The organism is Rathayibacter sp. Leaf185 (assembly GCF_001423885.1).
Taxonomy (GTDB): domain Bacteria; phylum Actinomycetota; class Actinomycetes; order Actinomycetales; family Microbacteriaceae; genus Rathayibacter.
Genome location: NZ_LMPP01000002.1, coordinates 421,361 through 444,102 on the forward strand (window position 1 = coordinate 421,361; position 22,742 = coordinate 444,102).

Below are 22,742 nucleotides of genomic sequence, written 5' to 3' on the forward strand. Positions count from 1 at the left end.
TGGTAGGCGCTCCGGGAACGGGCGTTCTCGGCAGGCGGCAGCGCAGACGCTCCGGTGTCGGACGTCGCTGCTAGCGTCGCCGCATCGAGGAGAGGTGGAGCAGATGGTCCTGGCGATGCAGGCGGACGACTTCGGGGGGCCGGCGGCCCTCCACGCGGTCGAGGTCGACCCCGGTGAGCCCGGCCCGGGACGCGTCCGGCTCCGGGTGCGCGCGGCCGGGGTGAACCCCTCCGATGCCAAGCAGCTGAGGGGGGTCTTCGGAGGGCGCACCCCGGTGCGTCCCGGCGGGGAGGTCTCGGGAGTGGTCACGGCGGTGGGTGCCGACGCGATCGGTCCGCTCGGCGCGATGGCCGTCGGCGACGAGGTCGTCGGGTTCCGGGTCGTGGGCGGGTTCGCGGAGGAGATCGTCGTCCCCGCCGGGTCGGTCCTGCCCAAGCCTGCGGGGCTCGGCTGGGCGGCGGCGGCAGGGCTGCTGCTGACCGGCACGACCGCCGCGCACCTGCTCGAGGCGACGCACGTCACGGGCGGTGACACCGTGCTCGTGCACGGCGCGAGCGGATCGGTCGGCTCGCTTCTCGTGCAGCTGGCCCGGGCCAGGGGTGCCCGGGTGATCGGCACGGCGGGGGAGCGCGGCGAGGCGCTCGTGCGTCGCTTCGGCGGCGAGCCCGTCCGCTACGGCGACGGCCTCGAGCAGCGGGTCCGCGCGCTCGCGCCCGGCGGCATCGACGTCGCCCTCGACACCGCCGGCACCGACGAGGCCCTCGACGTGTCGGTCGCCCTCGTCGCCGACCGCTCGCGCATCGCCACGATCGCCGGGTTCGAGCACGCCGCCCGGCTCGGTGGTGTCCTCCTGCTCGGCGGCGGCGACGGAGCCGACCCCGGCACCGCGCTCCGCAGCGCCGCGCGGGCCCCCTTGCTCGAGAGTGCCGGCCGCGGCGAGCTCGAGGTGGTCCTCGGCCCCTCGTTCCCGCTGCGCGAGGCCGCGGAGGCGATCGAGCTGGTCGCCTCCGGACGCGCCGGCGGCAAGGTGGTGCTTCTCCCCTGACCGCGCCTGCACCGGTCGTCCTCGACCTGGAGGCGAACGGCCCGTTCGACCGCGAGGGCGCGGCGAGCCTCCTCCGCGCGCACTCCCTTCCGGGAGTCGACCGGGTCGCGGGCGACGGCACCCGCCTCGAGCGGCTCCTCTCCCTCGACGGCACCCCGCACCTGATCGCGCTCGAGCTGACCGCGACGGGGGTCCGCCTCGAGACCGCCGCCGCTATCGCCGCCGAGGCCGCCCGACGCGTGCGCGCCTGGTTCGACCTCGACTCCGACCTCGCGGCGATCGGCCGCGAGCTCTCCCTCGACCCGGTCCTGGCGCCGGTCATCGCCGCGCGACCGGGTCTGCGCGCCGTGCAGTACCCCGAGCCGTTCGAGTCCGCGGTGATGGCGGTGCTCGGCCAGCAGGTCTCCGTCGCCGCCGCCCGCACGTTCGGCGGGCGCGCGGTGGCGGCCTTCGGTGCCGTGGGTGCGCAGGGTCTCGCCCGCTTCCCGACCCCGGAGGCGCTCCTCGCGCCCGATCCGGAGGTGCTGCGCTCGGCGATCGGCATCACGAACGCCCGCGCGAGGACGGTCCGGGCGGTGGCCGCGGCCTTCGCCGGCGGCCTCGCGCTCGACCGCGACGGCGACCTCGTCGAGCAGCGCCGTCTCCTGCTCGCGATCCCCGGGATCGGACCCTGGACGGCCGACTACCTGCGGCTGCGCCTCCTCGGCGATCCCGACGCGTTCCCGGCCGGCGATCTCGTCCTGCGTCGCGCGCTCGGCGGCATCACGACCGCGGCGGCCGAGACGCGGTCGCTGTCATGGCGTCCGCACCGCGCGCACGCCGCCTTCTGGCTGTGGGCGTCGACGGGAGCGGTCTGAACCGGTCCGGCACCGATCAGCGCGAACGTCCGTCAGCTCACGAGGCGAGCTGCTCGGACGCCGATCAGCTCAGGTACTCGACGTCGTCGTACAGCAGCGGGGAGTCCTCCGCCTCGGTGTCCTCGACCGGGATCTCCTCGTGCTCGAGGATCACCGCGACTCCCGGCGACACCAGGACGCAGACCTCGCGATCGCCGGCGACCATGAAGTTGACCATGTCGCCGTGCGCGCGGACCGCCTCGACCAGGCGCTTCTCGAGTGTCTCGGTGTCGGCCTCGATCGGCAGGAGGAATCGGCGCCCGTCGATGCTGAGGGTCGTGCGCTTCACCGTCGCCGCTTCGGGAGGCTCGCCTCCGCGTCCCGGCGTGACCGCCTTGACGCGCATCGCCGACGAGTTCATCCGGATGACGGCGTTCATCCGGCACTCGGTCGGGACTCGTGGTGGCGGCGACCGCTCGTCCGGCGGTCCTCCTTCATCTCCGACTCGAAGAGGTGGCGGCGCCCCCCGGCGAGGCTGTCCCGCGCGGCCTGCTCCTGCTCGCGGAACTCGCGGTAGTAGGTGTCGTCGTAGTCCTCGACGATCTGGAACGTCCAGCGGCCCTCGATCACGTTGCGCCCGACGAGGTCGGCTTCGAGAGAATCGGCGATGTCGTCGTGCCCTGCGGCCCGGAACGCCTCGACCGCCTCACCGAGGGCGAGGTCCGCCGATCCGGTGAGCCGGTGGAATCCGTAGAGCAGGCCGCGTGCGTGCTCGACGGTCTCGAGCGCCTCCGACAGCTTGCCCAGCGCCGCCACCGTGGCGCTGTCGAGACCCTCCGGACGCAGGTGCGCGGAATCGGGTCTGTCGGCTGAGCGAGTCATCTCCGTGAGCTTAGGCCGACCTCATTTCTCTGTGACCCCCTTGCGCCAGGGGCCCGGAAGGGGTCGCCCTCGTCGCGAGAGCGCCCTCAGGCGGTGGTGAGCCGGCGCGGAGGCAGGCTCGTGAGCCGCACCTCGCTCAGCACGCCCGCGTCGGCCGTCGCCGTCAGGTAGGTGCAGGCGGGCTGGCGCCGGCGATCGGTCGGCGAGCCCGGATTCAGCAGCCTCATGCCGCGGGGCGAGACCGAGTCCCAGGGGATGTGGCTGTGCCCGAAGACCAGGAGATCGGTGTCGGGATGCGCGGCATCGGCCCGTGCCTCTCGCCCCGTGGCGGCTCCGGTCTCGTGCACGACGCCGACGCGCAGGCCACCGACGGTCGCGTGCGCGACCTCCGGCAGCCGGGCGCGCAGCCCCGCGGGGTCGTTGTTGCCCCAGACCGCCAGGAGGTGCCGCGAGCGCGCCTCGAGGGCGTCGAGCGTCTCCTCGTCGACCCAGTCGCCCGCGTGCACGACGAGGTCGGCGTCGTCGACGGCGCCCCAGACCTCGTCCGGGAGCGCCTTCGCCCGCTTGGGCAGGTGCGTGTCGGCGAGGAGCAGCAGCCGAACCGGGCCGCCGAGCTCGAGAGGCATCAGTGGGCGGGGCCGGGCGTCGGCTCCACCCCGCCGTCGGCTCCCGGCTCGTCGGCGGTCGCCGAGCCGCGGAGGCGGTCGTCGAGCGCGTCGACACCCGGCACGAACCAGAGGTGGTCACCCCGGTTCGACTCGACCACGAAGTCGTGCAGCGCGCTCGAGGCCGACACGTGCGCGGTGATGTCACCGAGGATCACGAGGCGCTTGCGGTAGTTGACGAGCTTCTGCACGAACTCGCCGGCGATGCCGGAGCGGAGGCGGAAGAACTCCGGGTCGAGGCGGCCGACGGGCACGACGATCGTCTCGACGTCGCCGCCGTAGGTCTCGGCCACCAGCGCGAGCGCGTCCTCGGGGGTGGACAGTGCGGCGCCCTCGTCGTCGACGAGGAGGAGGGGGACGCCCTGACGGGTCTCGGTTCGCATCCTCTCAGCCAACCACGTCGCTCCGGCCGTCGCTCAGCCGCCCGCGCGGAACGAGCGCAGGCGGAGGCTGTTCAGCACGACGAACACGCTCGAGAACGCCATCGCGGCACCGGCGACCAGCGGGCCGAGCAGCCCTGCCATCGCCAGGGGGATCGCGGCGACGTTGTAGGCGAAGGCCCAGAAGAGATTGCCGCGGATGACGCCCAGCGTCCGGCGGCCGAGCCTCAGGGCGTCGGGCACGCGCGAGAGGTCGTCGCCCACGAGCGTGATGTCGCTCGCCTCGATGGCCGCGTCCGAGCCGGCTCCCATCGCGATCCCGACGTCGGCCGCTGCCAGGGCAGCCGCATCGTTGACGCCGTCGCCGACGAAGGCGACGCTGCGCCCCTCCGCCTTCAACCGCTCGATCACGGCGAGCTTGCCCTCGGGGAGGACCTCGGCGATCATCTCGTCGATGCCGACCGCCGCCGCGAGAGACGCGGCCGCCCGGGTGGTGTCGCCGGTGAGGACGAGCACGCGCAGCCCGCGCCCGCGGAGGGACGCCACGGCGGTCGCGGCGTCGGCTCGGGGCTGGTCGCGCAGCACCACGATGCCGCGCAGCTCGCCCTCCCAGCCGACTCCGACGACCGTGCCGCCCGACTCGGCGGCTCGCGAGACCTCGCCGGCCAGGGCTTCGGAGTCGTACCCCCACTGCTCCTCGAGCCAGCCGAGCCGCCCCGCGACGACGAGGCGCTCGCCGACCCGGGCGCGCACGCCGACGCCGGCGCTCGCGCGGAAGCCGGTCGCCTCCGGCGCGTCGAGTCCTCGCGCCTGGGCTCCGCGCACGATCGCGGCCGCGAGCGGATGCTCCGATCCGCGCTCGACGGCGGCGAGCATCCGCAGCGCCTCGTCGTCGGCGGTCGAGACCAGCTCGAAGGCGCCCGTCGTGAGCGTGCCCGTCTTGTCGAAGACGACCGTGTCGACACGACGGCTGCTCTCGAGCACCTCGGGTCCGCGGATCAGGATGCCCAGCTGCGATCCGCGTCCGGTGCCGACCAGCACGGCGGTCGGTGTCGCGAGACCGAGCGCGCAGGGGCACGCCACGACCAGCACGGCGACGGCGGGCGAGACGGCGGCCGCGAGGTCCGCTCCCGAGAGGAGCCAGCCGGCGAGCGTCGCGAGCGCGAGAACCACCACGACGGGCACGAAGACGGAGGAGACGCGGTCGGCGAGGCGCTGAACCCGGGCCTTGCCGGCCTGGGCCTCCGAGACGAGACGGCCCATCCTGGCGAGCGTGGTCGCGGATCCGACGCGGTCGACCCGGACGGTCAGGACGCCGTGCGCATTGAGCACGCCGCCGGTGACGGAAGATCCGGGGCCCACCTCGACCGGCACGCTCTCGCCGGTGAGCAGGCTCGCATCGACCGCGCTCGAGCCGTCGAGCACGGTGCCGTCGGCCGCGACGACCTCACCGGGCCGCACGCGGATCCGGTCGCCGACCGCGAGCGCAGTGGCGGTCACGCGCTCTTCGCCGCCGTCGGTCGTGAGGCGTGCCGCGTCCTTCGCGCCGAGGTGGAGGAGCGCTCGCAGGGCCGCGCCCGCGTCCCGCTTCGATCGGGCCTCGAGGTAGCGGCCGGCGAGCACCAGAACGGGCACGGCCGCCGCGACCTCGAGGTAGATCTCGTCGTGGCCCGAGCGCGAGCCGAGCAGCTCGAACGGCATGCTCATGCCGATCCGCCCTGCGTCGCCGAGGAACAGGGCGTACACCGACCAGAGGAACGCGGCGCTGACGCCGAGGCTGATCAGGGTGTCCATCGTGGTCGAGCCGTGTCGGGCCGCCCGCCAGGCATTCCGGTGGAACGGCCAGGCGCCCCAGACCGCCACCGGAGCGGCGAGAGTGAGGGTGAGCCACTGCCAGTTCGCGAACTGCAGCGGAGGGATCATCGAGAGCAGCACGACCGGCGCGGCCAGCAGGGCGGAGATCAGCAGTCGCGTGCGCAGTATCCGTCGCTCGTCGTCTCCGGGCTCGACCTCCCGGCCGGCCTCGGGGGCCGAGGTCTGCGGCACGGTGGCCGTGTAGCCGGCCGCCTCGACCGCGGCGATCGCCTCTGCCGCGGTCGTCCCCTCCGGCAGGGTGAGCGTCGCGCGCTCGAGTGCCAGGTTGACGCTTGACGTCACTCCGGGGAGCGCGTCCAGCCTCCGCTCGACCCTCGCCACGCAGGAGGCGCAGGTCATCCCGCCGATCTCGAGCTCGAGCGTCGTGCCGGCCATCGGATCAGTCTTCTCCGCCGTCAGGACAGGGGAGCGAGCCGGTAGCCGGCGTCGGCGATCGCGCCGGCGATCTCCTCCCGGCCGAGCGGGCGGGTCGAGCCGACCGTCACCCGCGACACGCCGTCGGGAGCCAGGGAGATGTCGACGCTCTCGACCTCGGGATAGGCGGCGAGCTCCTCCGTGACGCTGTTCACGCAGTGCTCACAGGTCATGCCCGCGACGCCGAAGCTGACGGAGGAGGCGCTCGAGGCGGCGGCGGCGGATCCGTGGGACTCGCCGTGGCCGCCGCACGCGCAGGCGTCCCCCGAGCCGCAGCCGCCGCCGGTGCTCGCCGCGCCGCCCTTGGCCGTGAGTCCGAGATCGAGGCGGGTGCTGCTCATGCGCGTCTCCTTGCGTGGGTTCCGGGAGGGGAGTTGATACCCCCGGGGGGTACCTCCATCCTAGGTCGGCTGGGCCCTCCCGGCAAGGCGCTCCCGGCGAGGTGGGAGGCGGAGGCACGAGAATCGGAGGCAGCCACGCCATCGACAGGAGGACGGTCATGACCCAGACCCCGCCGCCGCCCTGGGGTGCACCGGGCACGCCGACCGGCCCGCGGGTCCCCCTGCCGCCCCGCACCCGCTTCGAGCCGACGACCCTCGTGACGACCCCGCTGCACGCGCGGCGCCTCCGCTCCGCGCTGGACTCGCGGCTGCGCCAGGCGTCCCCCGAGCGGCAGAGGCGCCTCGCCGAGCTGGCCGAGATCGGCGAGGGAGTCGTCGTCCTCCGGACGCGCGAGTTCGACCGCGCCCTCGAGCGCCTGGGGGCCCCCGCCTCCGCCGCCACGAGCCGCGGAGCCGTGGTCGTCACGCTCGGCGGAGGCGGGCCGGCGCTCGCCGCGGAGCGCGCCGACTCCCTCGCGATCGCGGCGTGGAGCGACGTCTCCGGAGTCGAGGTCGGCACCGTCGCCCACGGGGCGCACCGCGTCCGGGCCGCCGTGCTGTCGGTGCTGGCGCCGCTCCCGCCCGTCGCCGAGGGCTTCCGGGGGCTGGCGCGCGCCTCCCGAGCCGCGCGCCGCCGCCGGACGGTGCTCGTGCCGCTCGTGGTCGCCTCCCCGGGCCCGCTCGGCTGGGTCGTCGCGGACGACCGCGCCTTCCTGTTCGCCCTCGACCGCCTCCGGACCGCGCACGAGGGGGCCGCGCGATGAGGGCGCGACTGCCCTTCGTGCTCGCTGCCCTCGGCGCCCTGGGCCTCGGGCTCGCCCTGCGCTTCCTGCTGACCGGGCTGTTCGCCGACGTGGCGGGCAGTGTCCTCTACGTCGTGCTGGTCGCGGTGCTGGCGTGCGTGGTGCTGCCGCGGCTGTCACCCGTGACGGCGGCGGGCATCGCGCTCGCCTGGTCGATCGCCATGGAGCAGCTGCAGGCGATCGGAGCCGCGGCGCGCCTCGTCGAGCTGTGGCCGCCGCTGGCGCTCGTGGTCGGCAGCACGTTCTCGTGGCTCGACATCGCCGCCTACGTCCTCGGCGCAGTCGTGGCGGCGGCGGTGCTGATCGCGGTGGGGCCGCGGGGGGACGCGGAGGAGCCCGCACCGCGCCCGTAGTGTGGCCCCATGGATGAGGTACCCGGCTCAGCAGCTCGCGCCGACCCGCTGGGCGGCGACACCGGCGGCGTGCCGACAGCGCACCGCGACGCCCTCCGTCGCCCGCGCGACCGCCGACGCGATCGCCGCGTGCCCGAGCCGGTCGACCGCTTCTCGACCGGCGAGGAGTTCCCCGAGTACCGGGTCGATCTCGAGCGGATCCGCTTCTCGCCCTACTTCGCGCGGCTCTCGGCCGTCACGCAGGTCATCTCGCCCAGCGGAGTCGGCCAGGTCGTCCACAACCGCCTCACCCACTCGATCAAGGTCACCGCGGTCGCCCGTGCGATCGCCATGCAGCTCACCACGACCGACCGCGCCCAGCGCGAGCTCGTCGAGCGCCTCGGCGGCTGCGATCCCGTGGTCGTGCAGGCCGCGGCCAGCGCCCACGACCTGGGGCACCCTCCGTTCGGCCACCTCGGCGAGCAGGCGCTCGACCGCCTCGCCCGCGAGAAGCTCGGGCTCGAGGAGGGCTTCGAGGGCAACGCGCAGTCGTTCCGCATCCTCTCCGAGCTCGATGTCTGCGAGACGGTCGAGGCGGGGCTGAACCTCACGGCGGCCTCCCGTGCTGCCGTGCTCAAGTACCCCTGGGGGCGCGTCGTCTGCCGCCCGGGCATCGACTCCACCGACCCGACGGAGCTGCCGCGCGGCTCGACGGCCAGCCGCTGGGAGACCGCGCCGCCCAAGTTCTCGGCCTACACGCTCGATCTCGATGATCTGCTCGACGCCCGCGCGGGCTTTGAGGCCATCGCGCCGTGGCAGCAGACGCTCGAGTGCTCGGTGATGGACGTCGCCGACGACATCGCCTACTCGCTGCACGACCTCGACGACTTCTACCGGGCGGGAGTGCTGCAGCAGGCGGCCGTCGCGGTCGAGTTCCGCGCGTTCCTCCGCGAGCAGCACGCGCTCGCCTCGCTCGACGCCGGCGAGCTGTGGGGCCGGGCGCCGGGGCACTCTCTCGAGATGCTGCGGCGCAGGCTGGTCGCCCGCGACCCGTGGATCGCCGGCGACGAGCTGTTCCGCGCCTCGGTCGAGCGGGTGTCGACCGAGTTGGTCGAAGGGCTGCTCGCACTGCCGTTCGACGGCTCGACCCGCACGGAGCGGGCGATCGAGTCGTTCGTGTCGTCGTGGATCGGGCGACTGCAGCGCTCGGTGCTGGTGCTCGCCGACCCGAACGTCCGCTCGGGGCACGTGTCGCTCCTCCCGGACGCGTGGCACGACGTGGCGGTGCTGAAGTTCGTGCACACGCGCTTCGTGATCGACCGTCCCGATTTCGCGACCTACCAGCGCGGGCAGTCGCAGGTGCTCGAGACGCTGGTCACGCATCTCGACGACTGGCTGGCCGACCCGCGCGACAACGCCCGCGCCCCGCAGAAGCTGCTCGATCTGATCGAGCTCGCGACAGACGGCTACTTCCGCCTGCGCGCCGACCGCCCGGAGTGGCTGCCGGCGGGGGAGCGCGGCCGACCGCGCGCCGACCCGCAGTCGCTCGAGCGCCTGGGCCGTGCGCGCGGGATCGTCGACTACGTCGCCACGCTCACCGATGAGCAGGCGATGGCGCTCGCCGCGCGCCTCCGCGGCGACCGCGAGCCCTGGGCGATGGGGACCTAGCCCCGGCATCTCGCGGGGGCGGATGAGGGGCTCAGCGCGGCAGGTGCTCCTCGACCAGCGCTGCGAACTCCGGAGTCGCCGGCGACTCGCGCGGTCGCACCCGCGCCACGACCCGGCCGTCGCGCACCAGGAACTTCTCGAAGTTCCACTGCACGTCACCGGCGGCTCCCGACGCGTCCACCGCCTCCGTCAGCATCGAGTAGAGGGGATGGCGCTCGGGGCCGTTCACCTCGGTCTTGGCCAGCACGGGGAAGTCGACGCCGTAGGTCGCCGAGCAGAACGCCTGGATCTCGTCGTTCGTCCCCGGCTCCTGCCCGTTGAACTGGTTGCAGGGGAAGCCCACGATCGAGAGTCCCTCGTACCGCGTCGACAGCTCCTGCAGCTCGCCGTACTGCGGAGTGAGCCCGCAGCGGCTCGCGACGTTCACGATCAGCAGCAGGTCGTCGCGGTACTCGCTCAGGGTCGTCGGGGTTCCGTCCGCCGTCTCGACGGGCACGTCGTAGATGTCCACCGGTCGAGCCTACGTGCCGGGCGGGGGGTGGTTGACAGAGCAGAGGCTGTGTGGCGGCCCCCCTGACGCCCCGCCGATGCGGGCCACAACAGGTCACCCGAAGCGTCCAGCGTTCATTCAGGGAGCATCGGGTCAACGACAGCGTAAAATCACCGGGGCACTTGCCAGGATCGACAACTCGACAGGGAGTTCCGTTGGACGGAAACGCAACGACCACGCACCGCAACGTCGCGTTGCTGTCCGTCGCGACCACGATGGCCCCGCGCGTGACCACGTCGGACGAGATCGATGCGCGACTCGCGCCCGCGCTCAAGCGCCTGCGCCTGCCCACCGGACTCCTCCAGCGTGTCGCCGGTGTGTACGAGCGGCGCAACTGGGACTCGGAGCAGGACTTCGACGGTGCCGCCATCGAGGCGGGCAAGCGCGCCCTGGCCGAGGCGGGGATCCGGCCCGACCAGATCGGGCTGATCATCAACACGTCGGTCACCCGCAAGCACCTCGAGCCCTCGGTCGCCGTCCGCCTGCACCACGGGCTCGGGCTGCCCTCCTCCGCCATCAACTTCGACATCGCGAACGCGTGCCTCGGCTTCGTCAACGGCATGACTCTCGCTGCCCAGCTCATCGACGCCGGCCAGATCCAGTACGCGATGATCATCGACGGCGAGGACGCGGACGAGATCCAGGTCAACACGATCGAGCGCCTCAAGCGCGAGGGTATGAGCCGCACCGACTTCATGAGCGAGTTCGCCAGCCTCACCCTCGGCTCCGGGGCGGCCGCGGCCATCCTCGGCCCGGCGGATGCGCACCCGCAGGGCCACCGCCTCCTCGGCGGCATCACCCGCGCGGCCACGCAGTTCAACGAGCTCTGCGTCGGCAGCGTCGACGGCATGTTCACCGACGCGAAGGCGCTCCTCAAGGGCGGGATGGAGCTCGTCGTCTCCGCCTGGAAGGAGGCGAAGCGCGACTGGAACTGGGGCAAGATGGACCGCTACATCACCCACCAGGTCTCCTCCGTGCACACGAACGGCCTCGTCAAGGCGGTCGGCCTCGACAAGACCCGCGTCCCCACGACCTTCGGCACTCTCGGCAACGTCGGTCCCGCGTCGATCCCGATCACGCTCGCCCAGGAGGCGCCGACCCTCAAGCAGGGCGACCGCGTCCTGCTGATGGGAGTCGGATCCGGCATCAACACCGCGATGCTCGAGATCGCCTGGTGAGCACCGGCGCGCACCCGGCGTCGAGGATCCGCGCCGCGCTCGGCTCGAGCGCCCCGGCCCAGGTGCCGCCCGTCGGGCTCGACGGGCTCGACCCCGCGTGGTCGCGACTCGTCGAGGCGCCCGACGCCGGGGGCCTCAGCCGCAGCTGGCATCTGCTCGACACGGGGGAGGCGCTCGGCACCGAGCCCGTCGGCACGATCCTCTGCGTGCACGGCAACCCCACCTGGTCCTACCTCTGGCGCGATCTCGCCCGCGCGTCCCTCGAGGCAGCCCGTCGCGGCGAGCCGGCCTGGCGCGTCGTCGCCGTCGATCAGCTCGAGATGGGCTTCTCGGAGCGCACCGGCACGCTGCACACGCTCGCCGATCGCGTCCGCGAGCTCTCGAACCTCACCGACGTGCTCGGGCTCACCGATGTCGTCACCCTCGGTCACGACTGGGGCGGAGTCGTCTCGCTCGGCTGGGCCGTGGACCACCCCGCCGAGCTGCGCGGCGCGATGCTGCTGAACACCGCCGTGCACCAGCCCGCCGACTCGCCCATCCCGGCGCCGCTGCGCCTGGCACTGGCCTCGGGAGTCCTCGGAGTCTCGACCGTCGGCACTCCGGCGTTCCTCGAGACCACGCTCGCGCTCGGCCATCCCGCGCTGCCCACCGCGGTGAAGGACGGCTATCGCGCGCCCTACTCCGGAGCCGCCCGGCGCGGCGGGATCGGCGGGTTCGTCGCCGACATCCCCGTCGACTCCGGCCACCCGAGCCACCACGAGCTCGTCCGGATCGCCGAGGGCGTGCGAGAGCTCGCCGTCCCCGTGCTGATGCTCTGGGGTCCGCTCGACCCGATCTTCTCGGACCGCTACCTCGACGACCTCGCCGACCGCCTCCCGCACGCTCAGATCCACCGCTTCGAGGGCGCCGGCCATCTGCTGGCGGAGGACGTCGACTACGCCTCCGCGGTGCTCACGTGGCTGGGCGACGCGACCTCCGAGCGCGGTCCCGCTCCCGATGTCCGGCGGCCGACCGTGCCGGTCGAGTCGCTCTGGCGTCACCTCGAGGCGAACTCCGACGACGACGGCGTCGCCCTGGTCGAGATGGCGCCCCCCGGAGGCGGCGGGCCGCGGACGGTGTCGTGGCGCCTGCTCTCGCGACGGGTCCGCGAACTCGCCGCGGGCCTGCGCGCCTCGGGCGTGCAGCGCGGTGACCGCGTCTCGCTTCTGGTGCCGCCGGGAGCCGACCTCACCGCCCTGCTCTACGCGTGCCTCCGCATCGGCGCCGTCGTGGTCGTCGCGGACGCGGGCCTCGGGCTCCGCGGGCTCACCCGCGCCGTCCGCGGCACCTGGCCCGACCTCGTGGTCGGCGCCCTGCCCGGGCTGACCGTCGCCCGTGCCCTCGGCTGGCCCGGCGGCCGCATCTCGACGCAGACGCTGCCGCGAGCCTCCGCGAAGGCCCTCGGCGTCGGCACCTCGCTCGGTCAGCTGATCGAGCTGGGCCGCGCCGAACTCGCCGCGAACGCCTGGGCGCTGGGCGAGCCGCCGTCGCCCGACACGGTCGCGGCGATCCTCTTCACGTCCGGGTCCACCGGCCCCGCCAAGGGAGTCGTCTACACGCACCGCCAGCTGGCCGGCGTCCGCGACACCCTCGCCCGCCAGTACGGCATCGGCGAGGGGACGGGACTCGTCGCAGGCTTCGCTCCATTCGCGCTGCTGGGCCCCGCTCTCGGCGCGCGCTCCGTCACTCCGGACATGGACGTCACGTCGCCCCGCACGCTCACCGCGAGGGCCGTCGCCGCAGCGGCCGCGCAGGTCGATGCGACCGTCCTCTTCCTGTCGCCGGCCGCGCTCGCGAACGTGGTCGCCACCTCCGGCGCCCTCGACGCCGACCACCATCGCGCGCTCGGAGGCGTTCGCACCTTCCTCTCGGCCGGCGCCCCCGTTCCTCAGGCACTGCTCGCCGAGGCGCAGGCGCTGATGCCGGACTCCTCAGCGCACACCCCCTACGGCATGACCGAGGCGCTGCTGCTGACCGATGCGTCGCTCGACGGCATCCGCGAGGCGGGGCTCGACGACGACCCGCGCGGAGGTGTCTGCGTCGGCACCCCCGCCGCCGGCGTCCGGCTGCGCCTCGCCCCGCTCGACGCCGACGGGGTCCCCGCCACCGAGCCGAGAGAGGTCGTCGGAGTCACGGGCGAGATCGTCGTCTCGGCCGGCCACGTCGAGGACCACTACGAGCGGCTCTGGCTCACCGACCGTGCCGCCCGCATCGGCGCGGTCGCGGGCGAGCGCTGGCACCGCACGGGTGACGTCGGCCGCGTCGACTCCGAGGGCCGGCTGTGGGTCGAGGGGCGCCTGCCGCACGTGGTCGTGACTCCGGAGGGGGTCGTCACACCGGTCGGTCCGGAGCAGCGGATCGAGGCGCGCGTCGCCCCCGTCGCCCGTGCGGCCGTCGTCGGGGTCGGGCCCCGCGGGGTGTCTCAGCTCGTCGCCGTCGTCGAGATGCGTCATGCGGTGCACCGCACCGCGCTCGCTCCGGCCGGGCTCGCCGACGAGATCCGCGCCGCCGTCGGAGCCCCGGTCGCCGCGGTGCTCGTCGTGCCTGCGCTGCCGACCGACATCCGGCACAACTCCAAGATCGACCGAGCCGCACTCTCCCGCTGGGCCGAGGGGATCCTCGCGGGCGGACGGATGGTCGCGCCGTGAAGGTCCTGGTGACCGGCGCGAGCGGTCTGCTCGGCGGCGCGGTCGCCTCCGGTCTCGTCGCCGAGGGCCACGAGGTGCGCACCTTCCAGCGTCGCGAGTCGGGTGTGGCCGGCGCGACGGACGCGCGCGGCTCGCTGACCGATCCGCGGGCGGTGGAGGAGGCGGTCACCGGCTCCGACGCCGTCGTTCACCTCGCCGCCAAGGTCTCGCTCGCGGGGGACCCGGGCGACTTCGACCGTGTGAACGTCGACGGCACGCGCCGCCTGCTGGCCGCCGCCGCGCGAGCGGGCGTCTCGCGCTTCGTGCAGGTCTCGTCGCCGTCGGTCGCGCACGCCGGCTCGTCGATCGCGGGCTCCGACGCCGAACCGGCCGATCCCGATCGGGCCCGCGGCGACTACGCGCGCACGAAGGCGCGCAGCGAGCTTCTCGCCCTCGCGGCCGATGCCCCCGGCTTCGCGGTGGTCGCGGTGCGTCCGCACCTGGTCTGGGGCCCCGGAGACACGCAGCTCGTCGCGCGGATCGTCGAGCGGGCGCGCGCGGGTCGCCTCCCGCTGCTCGGCGACGGGCAGGCGCTGATCGACTCGACGTACATCGACAACGCGGCATCGGCCATCGCCGCCGCCCTCCGCCGGGCCGAGGACGTGCACGGGCAGGCCCACGTGGTCACCAACGGCGAGCCGCGGCCGGTGGCCGAGCTGCTCGCCGGAATCTGCCGCGCCGCGGGCGTGGAGCCGCCGCGCTGGTCGGTGCCCGCCTCCGTCGCCCGCGCCGCCGGCTCGCTCGTCGAGCGCGTCTGGGCCGTGCGTCCGGGCCAGGACGAGCCGCCGATGACGCGGTTCCTCGCCGAGCAGCTCTCGACGGCGCACTGGTTCGATCAGCGCCGCACCCGCGCCGACCTGCAGTGGACCCCCTCGGTCACGCTCGACGAGGGCCTCGCGCGCCTCGCCGCCTCCTACGCCCGCTGAGACCCGCGCACAGCATCAGCTGAGAGTGGCCGTCGCGCACGATGGTGCGCGAGAGGGCGTCTCAGCTGACGTTGCGCGGTGTCCCCACCTCGTGGACACGACGAAACGGACGGGACACCCGAGGAGGGCGTCCCGTCCGTTTCAGGAGGGGGTCGTCAGCCGGCCGTGATCAGCCGTTCGTGCTCAGTCGGCGAGGATCAGGTACAGCGCGCGCCGGGTCTCGTCGAGCTTCGCGGACGCGGCGGCCCGCTGCTCCGGTGTCGCCCCGCGGAACTGGTGCACGGCCGCCATCAGCTTGCCGACGTTCTCCATGAAGGCGCGGTCGGCGTCGCTCGCTCCGGGAGTCGCCTCCCAGGCGGCGGCGAGCTCGTCGGCGTGCTCGCGGACGTAGGTGCCGCCCGCGTCCGTCAGCTGGTACTCGGTGCCGCGGCCCTCGCCGACGGCCGTGATGAGGCCCTCGTCGACGAGCTGCTGGAGGGTGGGGTAGACCGAGCCGGGGCTGGGACGCCACGAGCCGTTGGTCTTCTCGGCGATGGCCTTGATCAGGCCGTAGCCGTTCGAGGAGGTCTCGGCGAGGAGGGAGAGGAGGGCGGCGCGGACGTCACCGCGGCGGGCGCGTCCGCCACCGCGGCCGAAGCCGGGTCCGCCGAAGCCGGGGCCGCCACCGAATCCGGGGCCGCCGAAGCCGAAGCCCGGGCCGAATCCGCGTCCGTGGCCGCCGGGGCCGCGACGCTCGCGCTGGCCGGGGTGGTCGTGTCCGTGCCCTCGGCGGGCGTCGCGGTCGGACGAGGTGCGATCTGAGAAGAAGTCGTGGGAGTTCATGGGTTTTCCGTTTCTGTCGGTGGAGGATCCCTTTCGATCGGATCCGTTCGCCCGTCTCGAGCGAATGCTCTTCGATCTGTCGGCGATGCAGTAACGATATATCGGTACTGTTCACCGAGTCAAGAGGAAACGGAAGATCGCTACGCTGACCCCGCCCACCGAACCGAGAGGCTCGCATGCCCCCGCTCTCCTCCGATGCGCTCGCCGCCGTCCTCGACGAGACGCTCCTCACCGGCGCCGTCCTCACCGACCGCTCCAGCAACCTCGGCAACCTCCGCCGCCTCGCCGCCCGCGAGCCGGCCCACCTCTACGGCGTCGACGTCGCCGAGCACTGGAGCGTCGAGAGCCTCCTCGCCCTGATGGGGGAGCGGGTCGGCATCAGCACCGACCCCTCGTTCGAGCACGGCCAGGACCGCATCGACGCAGCACTCGCGGTCGCCGGCCTCGACGCCTACCGCCTGCGGTTCGCGGAGGCGGTCCGCGACGGCGGCCTCCTCCTCTTCGCGACCGCGCACCCCGCCACCCTGATGGACGTCTACCGGCGGTTCGCGGCGGCGGCCGCGGAGGCGGGCGCCCGCGTCCTCGACGTCAACGCGCTGCCGTTCGCGCGCCCCGACGGCATCCCCCTCGCGGTGGCCGACCAGCACCTCCGGCTGTGGTCGACCGGAGGCGTCACCTGCGCCTACCGCGGCGGCAGCCTCGTGCACACCCATGCTCCCGAGCCCATGAACGCGCTCCTCGACGAGCTCGACGCCCTCGGCCTCCGCCCCGATCTCGTGATCGCCGACCACGGCTGGGCCGGTGCCTCGGGCCGTCGCGGGCTCCGCACGATCGCCATCGCCGACTGCAACGACCCGGCGGTCTTCGTCGCCGAGGCGCAGGGCTCGATCGAGGTGGTCGTCCCGCTCGACGACGGTCTCGCGGTGCACCTGTACGAGCCCGTGATCGACTACGTCCTCGACGCCCTCGCTGTCCACTCCGAGCGGGTGAGCAGTTCCGGCTCGTAGTATCGTTCTCGGCTCGTCAGGATCCGTGGATCCGGCGAGCCGAACGCGTTCCCGCGAGCCCGAGGTCCTCCCTCGCCACCCCCTCCCAGACGGAGCATCCGTGACTCAGCCCCAGGACGGCCTCCTCCCGCGCTTCGCCGTGGGCGTCGACATCGGCGGGACCTCGATCAAGGCCTCCCTGGTCGACGTCACCACCGGCGAGCGCGCCGCGCGCCGCTTCGCCGTCGCCAATCCGCTCGGCAAGGAGCCGGAGGACTTCGCCGCCGCGATCGCCGGGATCGTCCGCGACGTGTCGCCCATCGCGGGCACGCCGGTCGGAGTCGGGTTCCCCGGCATCGTCCGCGGCGGAGTCGTCCGCCAGACCACGCACGTCTCGCAGCGCTGGGTCGGCCTCGACGCGCAGGCCATGCTCTCGGAGGCGACCGGAGTCGACGTCGTCGTGGTCAACGACGCCGACGCTGCCGGAGTCGCCGAGCGCGAGTTCGGCGCGATGAGGGACCGCGACGGCCTGTGCCTCCTCACGACGCTCGGCACCGGAATCGGCACGGCGCTCGTCTACGACGGAGTCGTGATCCCCAACTCCGAGCTCGGTCACGTGCACATCGACGGCCCCGACTTCGAGCCGCAGGTCGGCTTCTCGGCCGTGCGCCGCGAGCGCATCACCCTCGAGGAGTGGGCCGGCCGCCTGAGCGTCTACTACCGCCACCTCGAGATGCTGCTCTCGCCGCAGCTGTTCGTGATCGGAGGCGCCGCGGCGCACGTCTTCGACGAGTTCGCGCGATTCCTCGACATCGGCACCGAGATCGTCCCGGCCCGCTTCGGCAACGACGCCGGATTCACGGGCGCCGCGATGGTCGCAGTCTCGCCCGACCGCCTCGCGCCCTGGCACCGCTCCACGAGCGGTGCCTGCCTCGACCCCGGAACCCCCGCCATCGCCGACTGACCGTCAGCCCGCCAGCAGCCCCCGGTACACCGCGTCCAGCCGCGCCGCGGTCGACGCCCACGAGTGCGCCGCCGCCCACTCCACGCCGCCGCGCCCGAGTCGCTCGCGCTCCACGGAGTCCGCCAGCAGCCGCCGGATCTCGGCCGCCCAGACCCCGGGGTCGTCGGAGTCGATCAGCACCCCGCTCCGTCCCTCGCTCACGGCGTCGACGAGCCCCGTGGTCCGCCGCGCGAGCACCGGCGTGCCGCTCGCCGCGGCCTCGAGCGCGATCAGCCCGAAGGTCTCGGCCGCCGACGGCACCAGGGCGAGGCGGGCACTCCGGAGGCGCACGGCGGTCTCGTCGCGATCGGCCACCCCGTCGAAGCGCACCGAGTCGGCCACGCCGAGCGTGCGCACCGCCTCCGCGACCTGGTCGAGGTAGCCCTCGCGGCCCGGCGCCGGCCCGCCGACGAGCCGCAGCACCGGCCGCTCGCCGGCCGGGATCCGCGCGAGAGCCTGCACCGCGAGAAGCTGCCCCTTGAGCGGCTGCATCCGGCCGACCAGCACGATCTCGCGCGGGCGCTCGGCCGTCCCGGGACGGAACCGCGGGTCGACTCCGGGCGCCACGATCGTCACCTTGCCCGCATCGACGCCGTACCCGCGCACGACGTCGTCGTACTCCGCCGTCCCCGCGACCACGACGGCGTCGGCGGAGGCGAGCACCGAGTGCTCCGACCGGATCCGCTCCTCGGGTTCGCGAGCGTCGCCGGGCACGAGCCGCACGTTCTTCGCGAGCGAGTTCGAGTGCATCGAGTGCACGTGCGGCGCCCCGGTCAGCATCCCGGCGAGCCCGGACACCCAGTAGTGCGAGTGCACCACGTCGGCACCGGCTGCGGCATGGGCGAAGACGGGCGCTGCGGCGGCGAGCGCGTACTTGTCGCCCTCGGGCACCGGCACCCCGACCACCTCGACGCCCGGCGCGAGCGGCAGCGTCCCGGAGCCGCGGGTCAGCACCGTGACCTCCCAGCCCAGCACGGCGAGCTCGGGCAGCACCGCCGCGAGGTACACGTTCATGCCGCCCGCATCGCCCGTCGAGGGCTGCTCGAGCGGAGAGGTGTGCGCCGAGACGACCGACAGGCGAGGCATCCCTCCATCGTAGGAGGGGCACGGATCCCGGCCCGCGGCTCGCACGGCTCCCGTAATCGGGTTGAATGGACGGATGCGTTCCGTTCGGGCCGCGGAGAGCAAGAGGTCCATGGCCCGCCAGAGTCCCCCCGCACCAGCGCCGGAGTCGGTGGCGCTCGGGACGAACGAGCCGTTCTCCGAGCAGGACATCCGCGCACTGGTCGGCACCGCCGCCTTCGAGAAGGGCACCGCCTACGCCGACGAGAGGCGTGTCGGCGAGCTGCAGTGGTTCGGCGGCCGCACCCGGCTCTTCGGTCAGGTGCAGGGCTCCGGCCGCTCGCCGTACGCCGTCAGCGTGCAGCTCCGCGAGGACGCCGGTCGCTCGATCCTGCTCGGCGGCGCCTGCAGCTGCCCCGTCAAGCACGAGTGCAAGCACGTCGCGGCGGTCCTCATCGAGGCTCTCCGTCGCGAGCGCGAGGGCGGTCTCACCGGTCCCACCGCGGGGGTCGACGCGGTTCCGGAGTGGCGCAGCGCACTCGCTCCGCTGCTCGCGGGCGCCGAGCGCTCGCACTCCGGCATCCCGCTCGGCCTCCAGTTCGAGCTCCTCCCCGGCGAGCCGGTCCGACGACCGCCCGGCCGCTACAACAGCTACCGTCCGCCGCCCGAGCCCCGCCCCCGCCTGGGCATCCGGCCGGTCCGGATGGGCGACCGCGACCGCTGGGTGCGCACCGGCACCAGCTGGCGCGACCTCGGCTACCTGCACTACAGCCACGACTACGACGAGCGCCAGATCGACGTCGTCCGCGAGATGCAGGGCATCCTCTCGGGCCACAGCGCCTCGAGCTACTACTCGCCCGACACCTGGCTCTACCTCGACCAGTGCCGGAGCGAGGCCATCTGGGCAGCGCTGCACGGCGCCGTCCGCGCGGGGATCGGCCTGGTCATGGGCGACCGCGACCAGACTCCGCTGCGGATCCTCGACACCACGGCGACCGCCTCCATCGACGTCACCCGCACCGCGAGCGGCCTCGAGCTGCGCTCGCTGGTCGCGATCGGCGAGCATCCCGCGCCCGAGGAGTTCGGCTTCATCGGCGACCCCGCCGTCGGCCTCTACACCTGGGAGCCCGGCGACGAGCTGCGCGCCCGCCCCGTGACGCTCGTGCCGTTCGCGGCGCCGCTGGTCTCCTCCGCCCGCACCTTCCTCTGGAGCCGCGAGGCGATCCGCATCCCCGAGCAGGAGGAGTCGGCGTTCCTCACCGAGCACTACCAGCGCCTGCACCGCCTGTTCGCGATCGTGTCGCGCGACGGCTCCTTCGAGGCGCCCCCGGTGCCCGAGCCGCGCCTGGGTCTCACCCTCGAGCACACCGAGGGCGCCGGCCTCCGCGGCTCCTGGTGGTGGCGCTATGGCGTCGAGGGCGCGCGCGGAGTCGAGGCCGAGCGCCTCCCGCTGCGGCTCGACGACGAGTCCGGCTACCGTGACGCCGAGGCCGAGCAGCGCATCCTCGACTCGCTCACCGGTGCAGGCATCGATCCGGAGTCGACCCCCGCGCTGGTCTCCCGCTCGAGCCGGCGCTTGCGGCCCGCGTTCGATCTGCGCGGCATGCAGACCGTCGGGTTCCTCACCGGAGAGGTCGAGCGCCTCCGCGAGCTCGGCACGGTCGAGATCGAGGAGATCGGCGAGCGCGTCGAGTACCGCGAGGCCGCGGTCGCCCCGGTCGTCGCCGTGCAGACCGTCGCTCAGCCCGACAGCCGCGACTGGTTCAACCTCGAGATCTCGGTCACGGTCAACGACGAGGCGGTCCCGCTCGCCGAGATCTTCCTCGCCCTCGCGCGCGGCGACGAGTACATGGTGCTGCCGAGCGGCGTCTACTTCGCGCTCGACGACGAGCGCTTCGGCCGCCTCCGCGAGCTGATCGCCGAGGCGCGCGAGCTCTCGGACGACCAGGGCGAGACCCTGCGCATCAGCCGCTTCCAGTCGTCACTGTGGGACGAGCTCGTCGAGCTCGGCGTCGTCGAGGCGCAGGCCGCGGCGTGGCGCCGGGCGGTCGAGGGGCTCTCCGGATTCACGGCCACGGGGGCCCTCGAGTCGCGCCCGCTCCCTGACGGCTTCTCGGTGGAGCTGCGCCCGTACCAGCAGCTCGGTTACGACTGGCTCTCGTTCCTCTACGACAACCAGCTCGGCGGAGTCCTCGCCGACGACATGGGCCTGGGCAAGACCGTGCAGTCGCTGGCGCTCGTCGCCCGCGCGATGCAGGAGCAGCGCGTCGAGATCGGAGACGCGGGCACCTCGCCGCGCCCGTTCCTCGTAGTGGCGCCCACGAGCGTCGTGCCCAACTGGGTCGGTGAGGCCAAGCGCTTCGCCCCGGGCCTGAAGGTCGTCGGCATCGACGAGACGTCCAAGAAGAAGCGCAGAGCGCTCTCGTCCGTGATCGGCGAGGCCGAGCTGGTGGTCACCTCCTACGCCCTGTTCCGCCTCGACTACGAGTCGTACGCGGGCATCCGCTGGGCGGGCTTCATGCTCGACGAGGCGCAGTTCGTCAAGAACCGGCAGTCGGCCACCCACCAGCTCGCGCGCCGGCTCGACGTGCCCTTCAAGCTCGCGATCACGGGCACTCCGATGGAGAACAACGTGATGGAGCTGTGGTCGCTCCTCTCGATCGTCGCGCCGGGCCTGTTCCCGTCGCCGGTCGGGTTCGCCGAGTTCTACCAGAAGCCGATCGAGCGCGACGCCGACACCGAGAAGCTCAGCCAGCTGCGCCGCCGCATCCGCCCGCTGATGCTGCGGCGGACGAAGGAGCTCGTCGCGACGGAGCTGCCGCCCAAGCAGGAGCAGACCCTCCAGGTCGAGCTCGGCCCGCGTCAGCGCAAGGTCTACGACACCTACCTCGCCCGCGAGCGACAAAGGGTGCTCGGGCTCATCGGCGACTTCGAGAAGAACCGCTTCGCGATCTTCCGCGCCCTCACGGTGCTGCGGCAGGTGGCGCTCGACGCGGCGCTCGTCGACGAAGCGCACGCGACGGTCCCCTCGACCAAGCTCGACCTGCTCGACGAGCTGCTCGCCGACGCGCTGGCCGAGGGGCACCGGGTTCTGGTGTTCAGCCAGTTCACGCGCTTCCTCGGTCGCGTGCGCGGGCGCCTCGATGCGGCGGGCGTCGAGTACGCCTATCTCGACGGAGCGACCAAGAAGCGCGACGAGGTCATCGAGCGGTTCCGCTCGGGCGACGCGGGCGTGTTCCTGATCTCGCTGAAGGCGGGCGGCTTCGGGCTCAACCTCACCGAGGCCGACTACTGCATCCTGCTCGACCCGTGGTGGAACCCGGCGACGGAGTCGCAGGCCGTCGACCGCGCGCACCGCATCGGTCAGACGCGCTCGGTGATGGTCTACCGCCTCGTCGCGAAGGACACGATCGAGGAGAAGGTCATGGCCCTCAAGGAGGCGAAGGCCGCCCTCTTCGCGGCCGTCATGTCCGACGACGGCGCGGCGGCCACCGGCGGCATCACAGCGGAGGACGTGCGGGAGCTGCTGGGCTGATCGAGCTGCTGGGCTGATCGTGCTGCCGGGCCGATCGCTCAGCAGCCCTGCTCGGCCAGCACCTTCGCGAAGGCGCCCGTCTGGTAGACGTACTCGTAGGCCCACGCGCCGATGCTGCTCGGCTCTCCGGAGGAGACCATCAGCACCTGCCCGTCCCAGCAGCGCTCCATCAGGATGCGCGCCCGCGTGATGTGCGGCGTCTGCGTGATGACGGCGACCGAGTCCCACCCGTTCGACTCCGCGTAGTCGCGGAGGGATCGCGCCTCACCCCGGGTCGTCCCCGGCACCGCGGTGAAGCAGACCACGACCATGTCCGGCTCGTCGCAGGCGACCACGTCGCTCTCCTCGGGTCCTGCCGCGAGCTCCGACTGCCAGACCGAGATCAGGAGCGTGTCGGCCACGCCCTCCTCGACCAGCTCGCGGCCGAGCTCCGTGCGGGCCCGAGTGGCCGGCCCGAGCACCAGCACGGCGTCGACGTGCGCGGGCACGTCGTCCGTCGCCGGGAGAACGTAGACGGGGACGCCGACGGCCACCAGCACGACGAGCGCGACCAGCGCCCCGACGGCGGCCCGGCGCGCCGAGCGCAGCGATACCCGCATGCAGCCTCCGATCCCCGGCGGTCACGGTACCGCAGCCGTGTGACGCCGATGTGTCGTCCGCCGTCCCCTGCCTGC

21 protein-coding genes are annotated in these 22,742 nt (G+C 73.6%); 11 read left to right on the forward strand and 10 right to left on the reverse strand.

Annotation, left to right across the window (positions count from 1 at the left end):
* The first annotated feature begins 103 nt into the window (after positions 1-103).
* Positions 104-1,045 carry a quinone oxidoreductase family protein gene (locus tag ASG06_RS09310; protein WP_056042494.1) on the forward strand — a complete coding sequence of 314 codons (942 nt, stop codon included), beginning with the start codon at positions 104-106 and terminating at the stop codon, positions 1,043-1,045.
* Between the two features lie 26 nt (positions 1,046-1,071).
* Positions 1,072-1,902 carry a DNA-3-methyladenine glycosylase family protein gene (locus tag ASG06_RS09315; protein WP_056041360.1) on the forward strand — a complete coding sequence of 277 codons (831 nt, stop codon included), beginning with the start codon at positions 1,072-1,074 and terminating at the stop codon, positions 1,900-1,902.
* Between the two features lie 64 nt (positions 1,903-1,966).
* Here ASG06_RS09315 and ASG06_RS09320 read toward each other — a convergent pair whose 3' ends face one another.
* The 6 genes from ASG06_RS09320 to ASG06_RS20480 form a co-directional block, all read right to left on the reverse strand.
* Positions 1,967-2,320 (reverse strand): hypothetical protein, encoded by a 354-nt coding sequence (locus ASG06_RS09320; protein ID WP_056041362.1) that lies wholly within the window; start codon positions 2,318-2,320, stop codon positions 1,967-1,969.
* Entirely contained in the window at positions 2,317-2,763 is a 447-nt protein-coding gene (locus tag ASG06_RS09325; RefSeq protein ID WP_056041364.1) for a hypothetical protein, read from the reverse strand. Before ASG06_RS09325 ends, ASG06_RS09320 begins: the two co-directional genes overlap by 4 nt.
* Positions 2,764-2,849: 86 nt before the next feature.
* Entirely contained in the window at positions 2,850-3,389 is a 540-nt protein-coding gene (locus ASG06_RS09330; RefSeq protein WP_056041366.1) for a metallophosphoesterase family protein, read from the reverse strand.
* Positions 3,389-3,811, reverse strand: coding sequence for a DUF4180 domain-containing protein (locus ASG06_RS09335; protein ID WP_056041369.1), 423 nt, complete (start codon positions 3,809-3,811; stop codon positions 3,389-3,391). The genes ASG06_RS09330 and ASG06_RS09335 overlap by 1 nt, the downstream gene beginning before the upstream one ends.
* 33 nt (positions 3,812-3,844) lie before the next feature.
* On the reverse strand, positions 3,845-6,058 hold the full coding sequence (locus ASG06_RS09340) for a heavy metal translocating P-type ATPase (RefSeq protein WP_056041371.1): 2,214 nt from the start codon (positions 6,056-6,058) through the stop codon (positions 3,845-3,847).
* A 20-nt stretch (positions 6,059-6,078) separates the two neighbouring features.
* A complete protein-coding gene (locus tag ASG06_RS20480; protein WP_082499097.1) occupies positions 6,079-6,438 on the reverse strand; it encodes a heavy-metal-associated domain-containing protein in 360 nt (119 codons plus the stop codon).
* A 158-nt stretch (positions 6,439-6,596) separates the two neighbouring features.
* On the opposite strand from ASG06_RS20480, the gene ASG06_RS09350 reads away from it, so the two are divergent.
* The 3 genes from ASG06_RS09350 to ASG06_RS09360 are packed head-to-tail and all read left to right on the forward strand — an operon-like array spanning position 6,597 to position 9,280.
* The gene (locus tag ASG06_RS09350) at positions 6,597-7,241 is read left to right on the forward strand and encodes a hypothetical protein (RefSeq protein ID WP_056041374.1); all 645 of its coding nucleotides are present in this window, start codon (positions 6,597-6,599) and stop codon (positions 7,239-7,241) included.
* Positions 7,238-7,633, forward strand: a complete 396-nt coding sequence (locus tag ASG06_RS09355; RefSeq protein WP_056041377.1) for a DUF2809 domain-containing protein — start codon at positions 7,238-7,240, stop codon at positions 7,631-7,633. The genes ASG06_RS09350 and ASG06_RS09355 overlap by 4 nt, the downstream gene beginning before the upstream one ends.
* 9 nt (positions 7,634-7,642) lie before the next feature.
* Positions 7,643-9,280, forward strand: a complete 1,638-nt coding sequence (locus tag ASG06_RS09360; protein WP_082499098.1) for a deoxyguanosinetriphosphate triphosphohydrolase family protein — start codon at positions 7,643-7,645, stop codon at positions 9,278-9,280.
* A gap of 31 nt (positions 9,281-9,311) precedes the next feature.
* On the opposite strand, the gene ASG06_RS09365 is transcribed toward ASG06_RS09360, so the two are convergent.
* The gene (locus ASG06_RS09365; RefSeq protein WP_056041380.1) at positions 9,312-9,791 is read right to left on the reverse strand and encodes a glutathione peroxidase; all 480 of its coding nucleotides are present in this window, start codon (positions 9,789-9,791) and stop codon (positions 9,312-9,314) included.
* A 194-nt stretch (positions 9,792-9,985) separates the two neighbouring features.
* On the opposite strand from ASG06_RS09365, the gene ASG06_RS09370 reads away from it, so the two are divergent.
* From ASG06_RS09370 to ASG06_RS09380, 3 genes are read left to right on the forward strand one after another with little or no spacing between them, the layout of a single operon-like run.
* A complete protein-coding gene (locus tag ASG06_RS09370; RefSeq protein WP_056041382.1) occupies positions 9,986-11,008 on the forward strand; it encodes a 3-oxoacyl-ACP synthase III in 1,023 nt (340 codons plus the stop codon).
* A complete protein-coding gene (locus tag ASG06_RS09375) occupies positions 11,005-13,695 on the forward strand; it encodes an alpha/beta fold hydrolase (RefSeq protein WP_231727667.1) in 2,691 nt (896 codons plus the stop codon). The genes ASG06_RS09370 and ASG06_RS09375 overlap by 4 nt, the downstream gene beginning before the upstream one ends.
* Positions 13,692-14,660, forward strand: coding sequence for an NAD-dependent epimerase/dehydratase family protein (locus ASG06_RS09380; protein WP_056041384.1), 969 nt, complete (start codon positions 13,692-13,694; stop codon positions 14,658-14,660). The genes ASG06_RS09375 and ASG06_RS09380 overlap by 4 nt, the downstream gene beginning before the upstream one ends.
* Positions 14,661-14,843: 183 nt before the next feature.
* On the opposite strand, the gene ASG06_RS09385 is transcribed toward ASG06_RS09380, so the two are convergent.
* Positions 14,844-15,482 (reverse strand): PadR family transcriptional regulator, encoded by a 639-nt coding sequence (locus ASG06_RS09385; protein WP_056041386.1) that lies wholly within the window; start codon positions 15,480-15,482, stop codon positions 14,844-14,846.
* A gap of 176 nt (positions 15,483-15,658) precedes the next feature.
* On the opposite strand from ASG06_RS09385, the gene ASG06_RS09390 reads away from it, so the two are divergent.
* Positions 15,659-16,489, forward strand: coding sequence for a phosphatase (locus ASG06_RS09390; RefSeq protein WP_056041388.1), 831 nt, complete (start codon positions 15,659-15,661; stop codon positions 16,487-16,489).
* A gap of 100 nt (positions 16,490-16,589) precedes the next feature.
* Positions 16,590-17,432 carry an ROK family protein gene (locus ASG06_RS09395; protein WP_056041390.1) on the forward strand — a complete coding sequence of 281 codons (843 nt, stop codon included), beginning with the start codon at positions 16,590-16,592 and terminating at the stop codon, positions 17,430-17,432.
* Positions 17,433-17,435: 3 nt separating this feature from the next.
* Here ASG06_RS09395 and ASG06_RS09400 read toward each other — a convergent pair whose 3' ends face one another.
* Positions 17,436-18,557, reverse strand: coding sequence for a glycosyltransferase (locus ASG06_RS09400; RefSeq protein ID WP_056041392.1), 1,122 nt, complete (start codon positions 18,555-18,557; stop codon positions 17,436-17,438).
* A 109-nt stretch (positions 18,558-18,666) separates the two neighbouring features.
* On the opposite strand from ASG06_RS09400, the gene ASG06_RS09405 reads away from it, so the two are divergent.
* Positions 18,667-22,068, forward strand: a complete 3,402-nt coding sequence (locus ASG06_RS09405) for a DEAD/DEAH box helicase (RefSeq protein WP_162239019.1) — start codon at positions 18,667-18,669, stop codon at positions 22,066-22,068.
* 38 nt (positions 22,069-22,106) lie between these two features.
* Here the strand turns inward: ASG06_RS09405 and ASG06_RS09410 are convergent, their stop codons facing one another.
* Positions 22,107-22,667 (reverse strand): ElyC/SanA/YdcF family protein, encoded by a 561-nt coding sequence (locus ASG06_RS09410; protein WP_056041397.1) that lies wholly within the window; start codon positions 22,665-22,667, stop codon positions 22,107-22,109.
* Between the last annotated feature and the right edge of the window lie 75 nt (positions 22,668-22,742).

Excerpts from the sequence above, each read along its gene's own strand:
- ASG06_RS09405 (WP_162239019.1), top strand. The coding sequence starts at position 18,667 with ATGGCCCGCCAGAGTCCCCCCGCACCAGCGCCGGAGTCGGTGGCGCTC.
- ASG06_RS09320 (WP_056041362.1), bottom strand. The coding sequence starts at position 2,320 with ATGAACGCCGTCATCCGGATGAACTCGTCGGCGATGCGCGTCAAGGCG.
- ASG06_RS09410 (WP_056041397.1), bottom strand. The coding sequence starts at position 22,667 with ATGCGGGTATCGCTGCGCTCGGCGCGCCGGGCCGCCGTCGGGGCGCTG.
- ASG06_RS09360 (WP_082499098.1), top strand. The coding sequence starts at position 7,643 with ATGGATGAGGTACCCGGCTCAGCAGCTCGCGCCGACCCGCTGGGCGGC.
- ASG06_RS20480 (WP_082499097.1), bottom strand. The coding sequence starts at position 6,438 with ATGAGCAGCACCCGCCTCGATCTCGGACTCACGGCCAAGGGCGGCGCG.
- ASG06_RS09350 (WP_056041374.1), top strand. The coding sequence starts at position 6,597 with ATGACCCAGACCCCGCCGCCGCCCTGGGGTGCACCGGGCACGCCGACC.
- ASG06_RS09340 (WP_056041371.1), bottom strand. The coding sequence starts at position 6,058 with ATGGCCGGCACGACGCTCGAGCTCGAGATCGGCGGGATGACCTGCGCC.
- ASG06_RS09310 (WP_056042494.1), top strand. The coding sequence starts at position 104 with ATGGTCCTGGCGATGCAGGCGGACGACTTCGGGGGGCCGGCGGCCCTC.
- ASG06_RS09385 (WP_056041386.1), bottom strand. The coding sequence starts at position 15,482 with ATGAACTCCCACGACTTCTTCTCAGATCGCACCTCGTCCGACCGCGAC.
- ASG06_RS09335 (WP_056041369.1), bottom strand. The coding sequence starts at position 3,811 with ATGCGAACCGAGACCCGTCAGGGCGTCCCCCTCCTCCTCGTCGACGAC.
- ASG06_RS09390 (WP_056041388.1), top strand. The coding sequence starts at position 15,659 with ATGCCCCCGCTCTCCTCCGATGCGCTCGCCGCCGTCCTCGACGAGACG.
- ASG06_RS09325 (WP_056041364.1), bottom strand. The coding sequence starts at position 2,763 with ATGACTCGCTCAGCCGACAGACCCGATTCCGCGCACCTGCGTCCGGAG.
- ASG06_RS09400 (WP_056041392.1), bottom strand. The coding sequence starts at position 18,557 with ATGCCTCGCCTGTCGGTCGTCTCGGCGCACACCTCTCCGCTCGAGCAG.
- ASG06_RS09355 (WP_056041377.1), top strand. The coding sequence starts at position 7,238 with ATGAGGGCGCGACTGCCCTTCGTGCTCGCTGCCCTCGGCGCCCTGGGC.
- ASG06_RS09330 (WP_056041366.1), bottom strand. The coding sequence starts at position 3,389 with ATGCCTCTCGAGCTCGGCGGCCCGGTTCGGCTGCTGCTCCTCGCCGAC.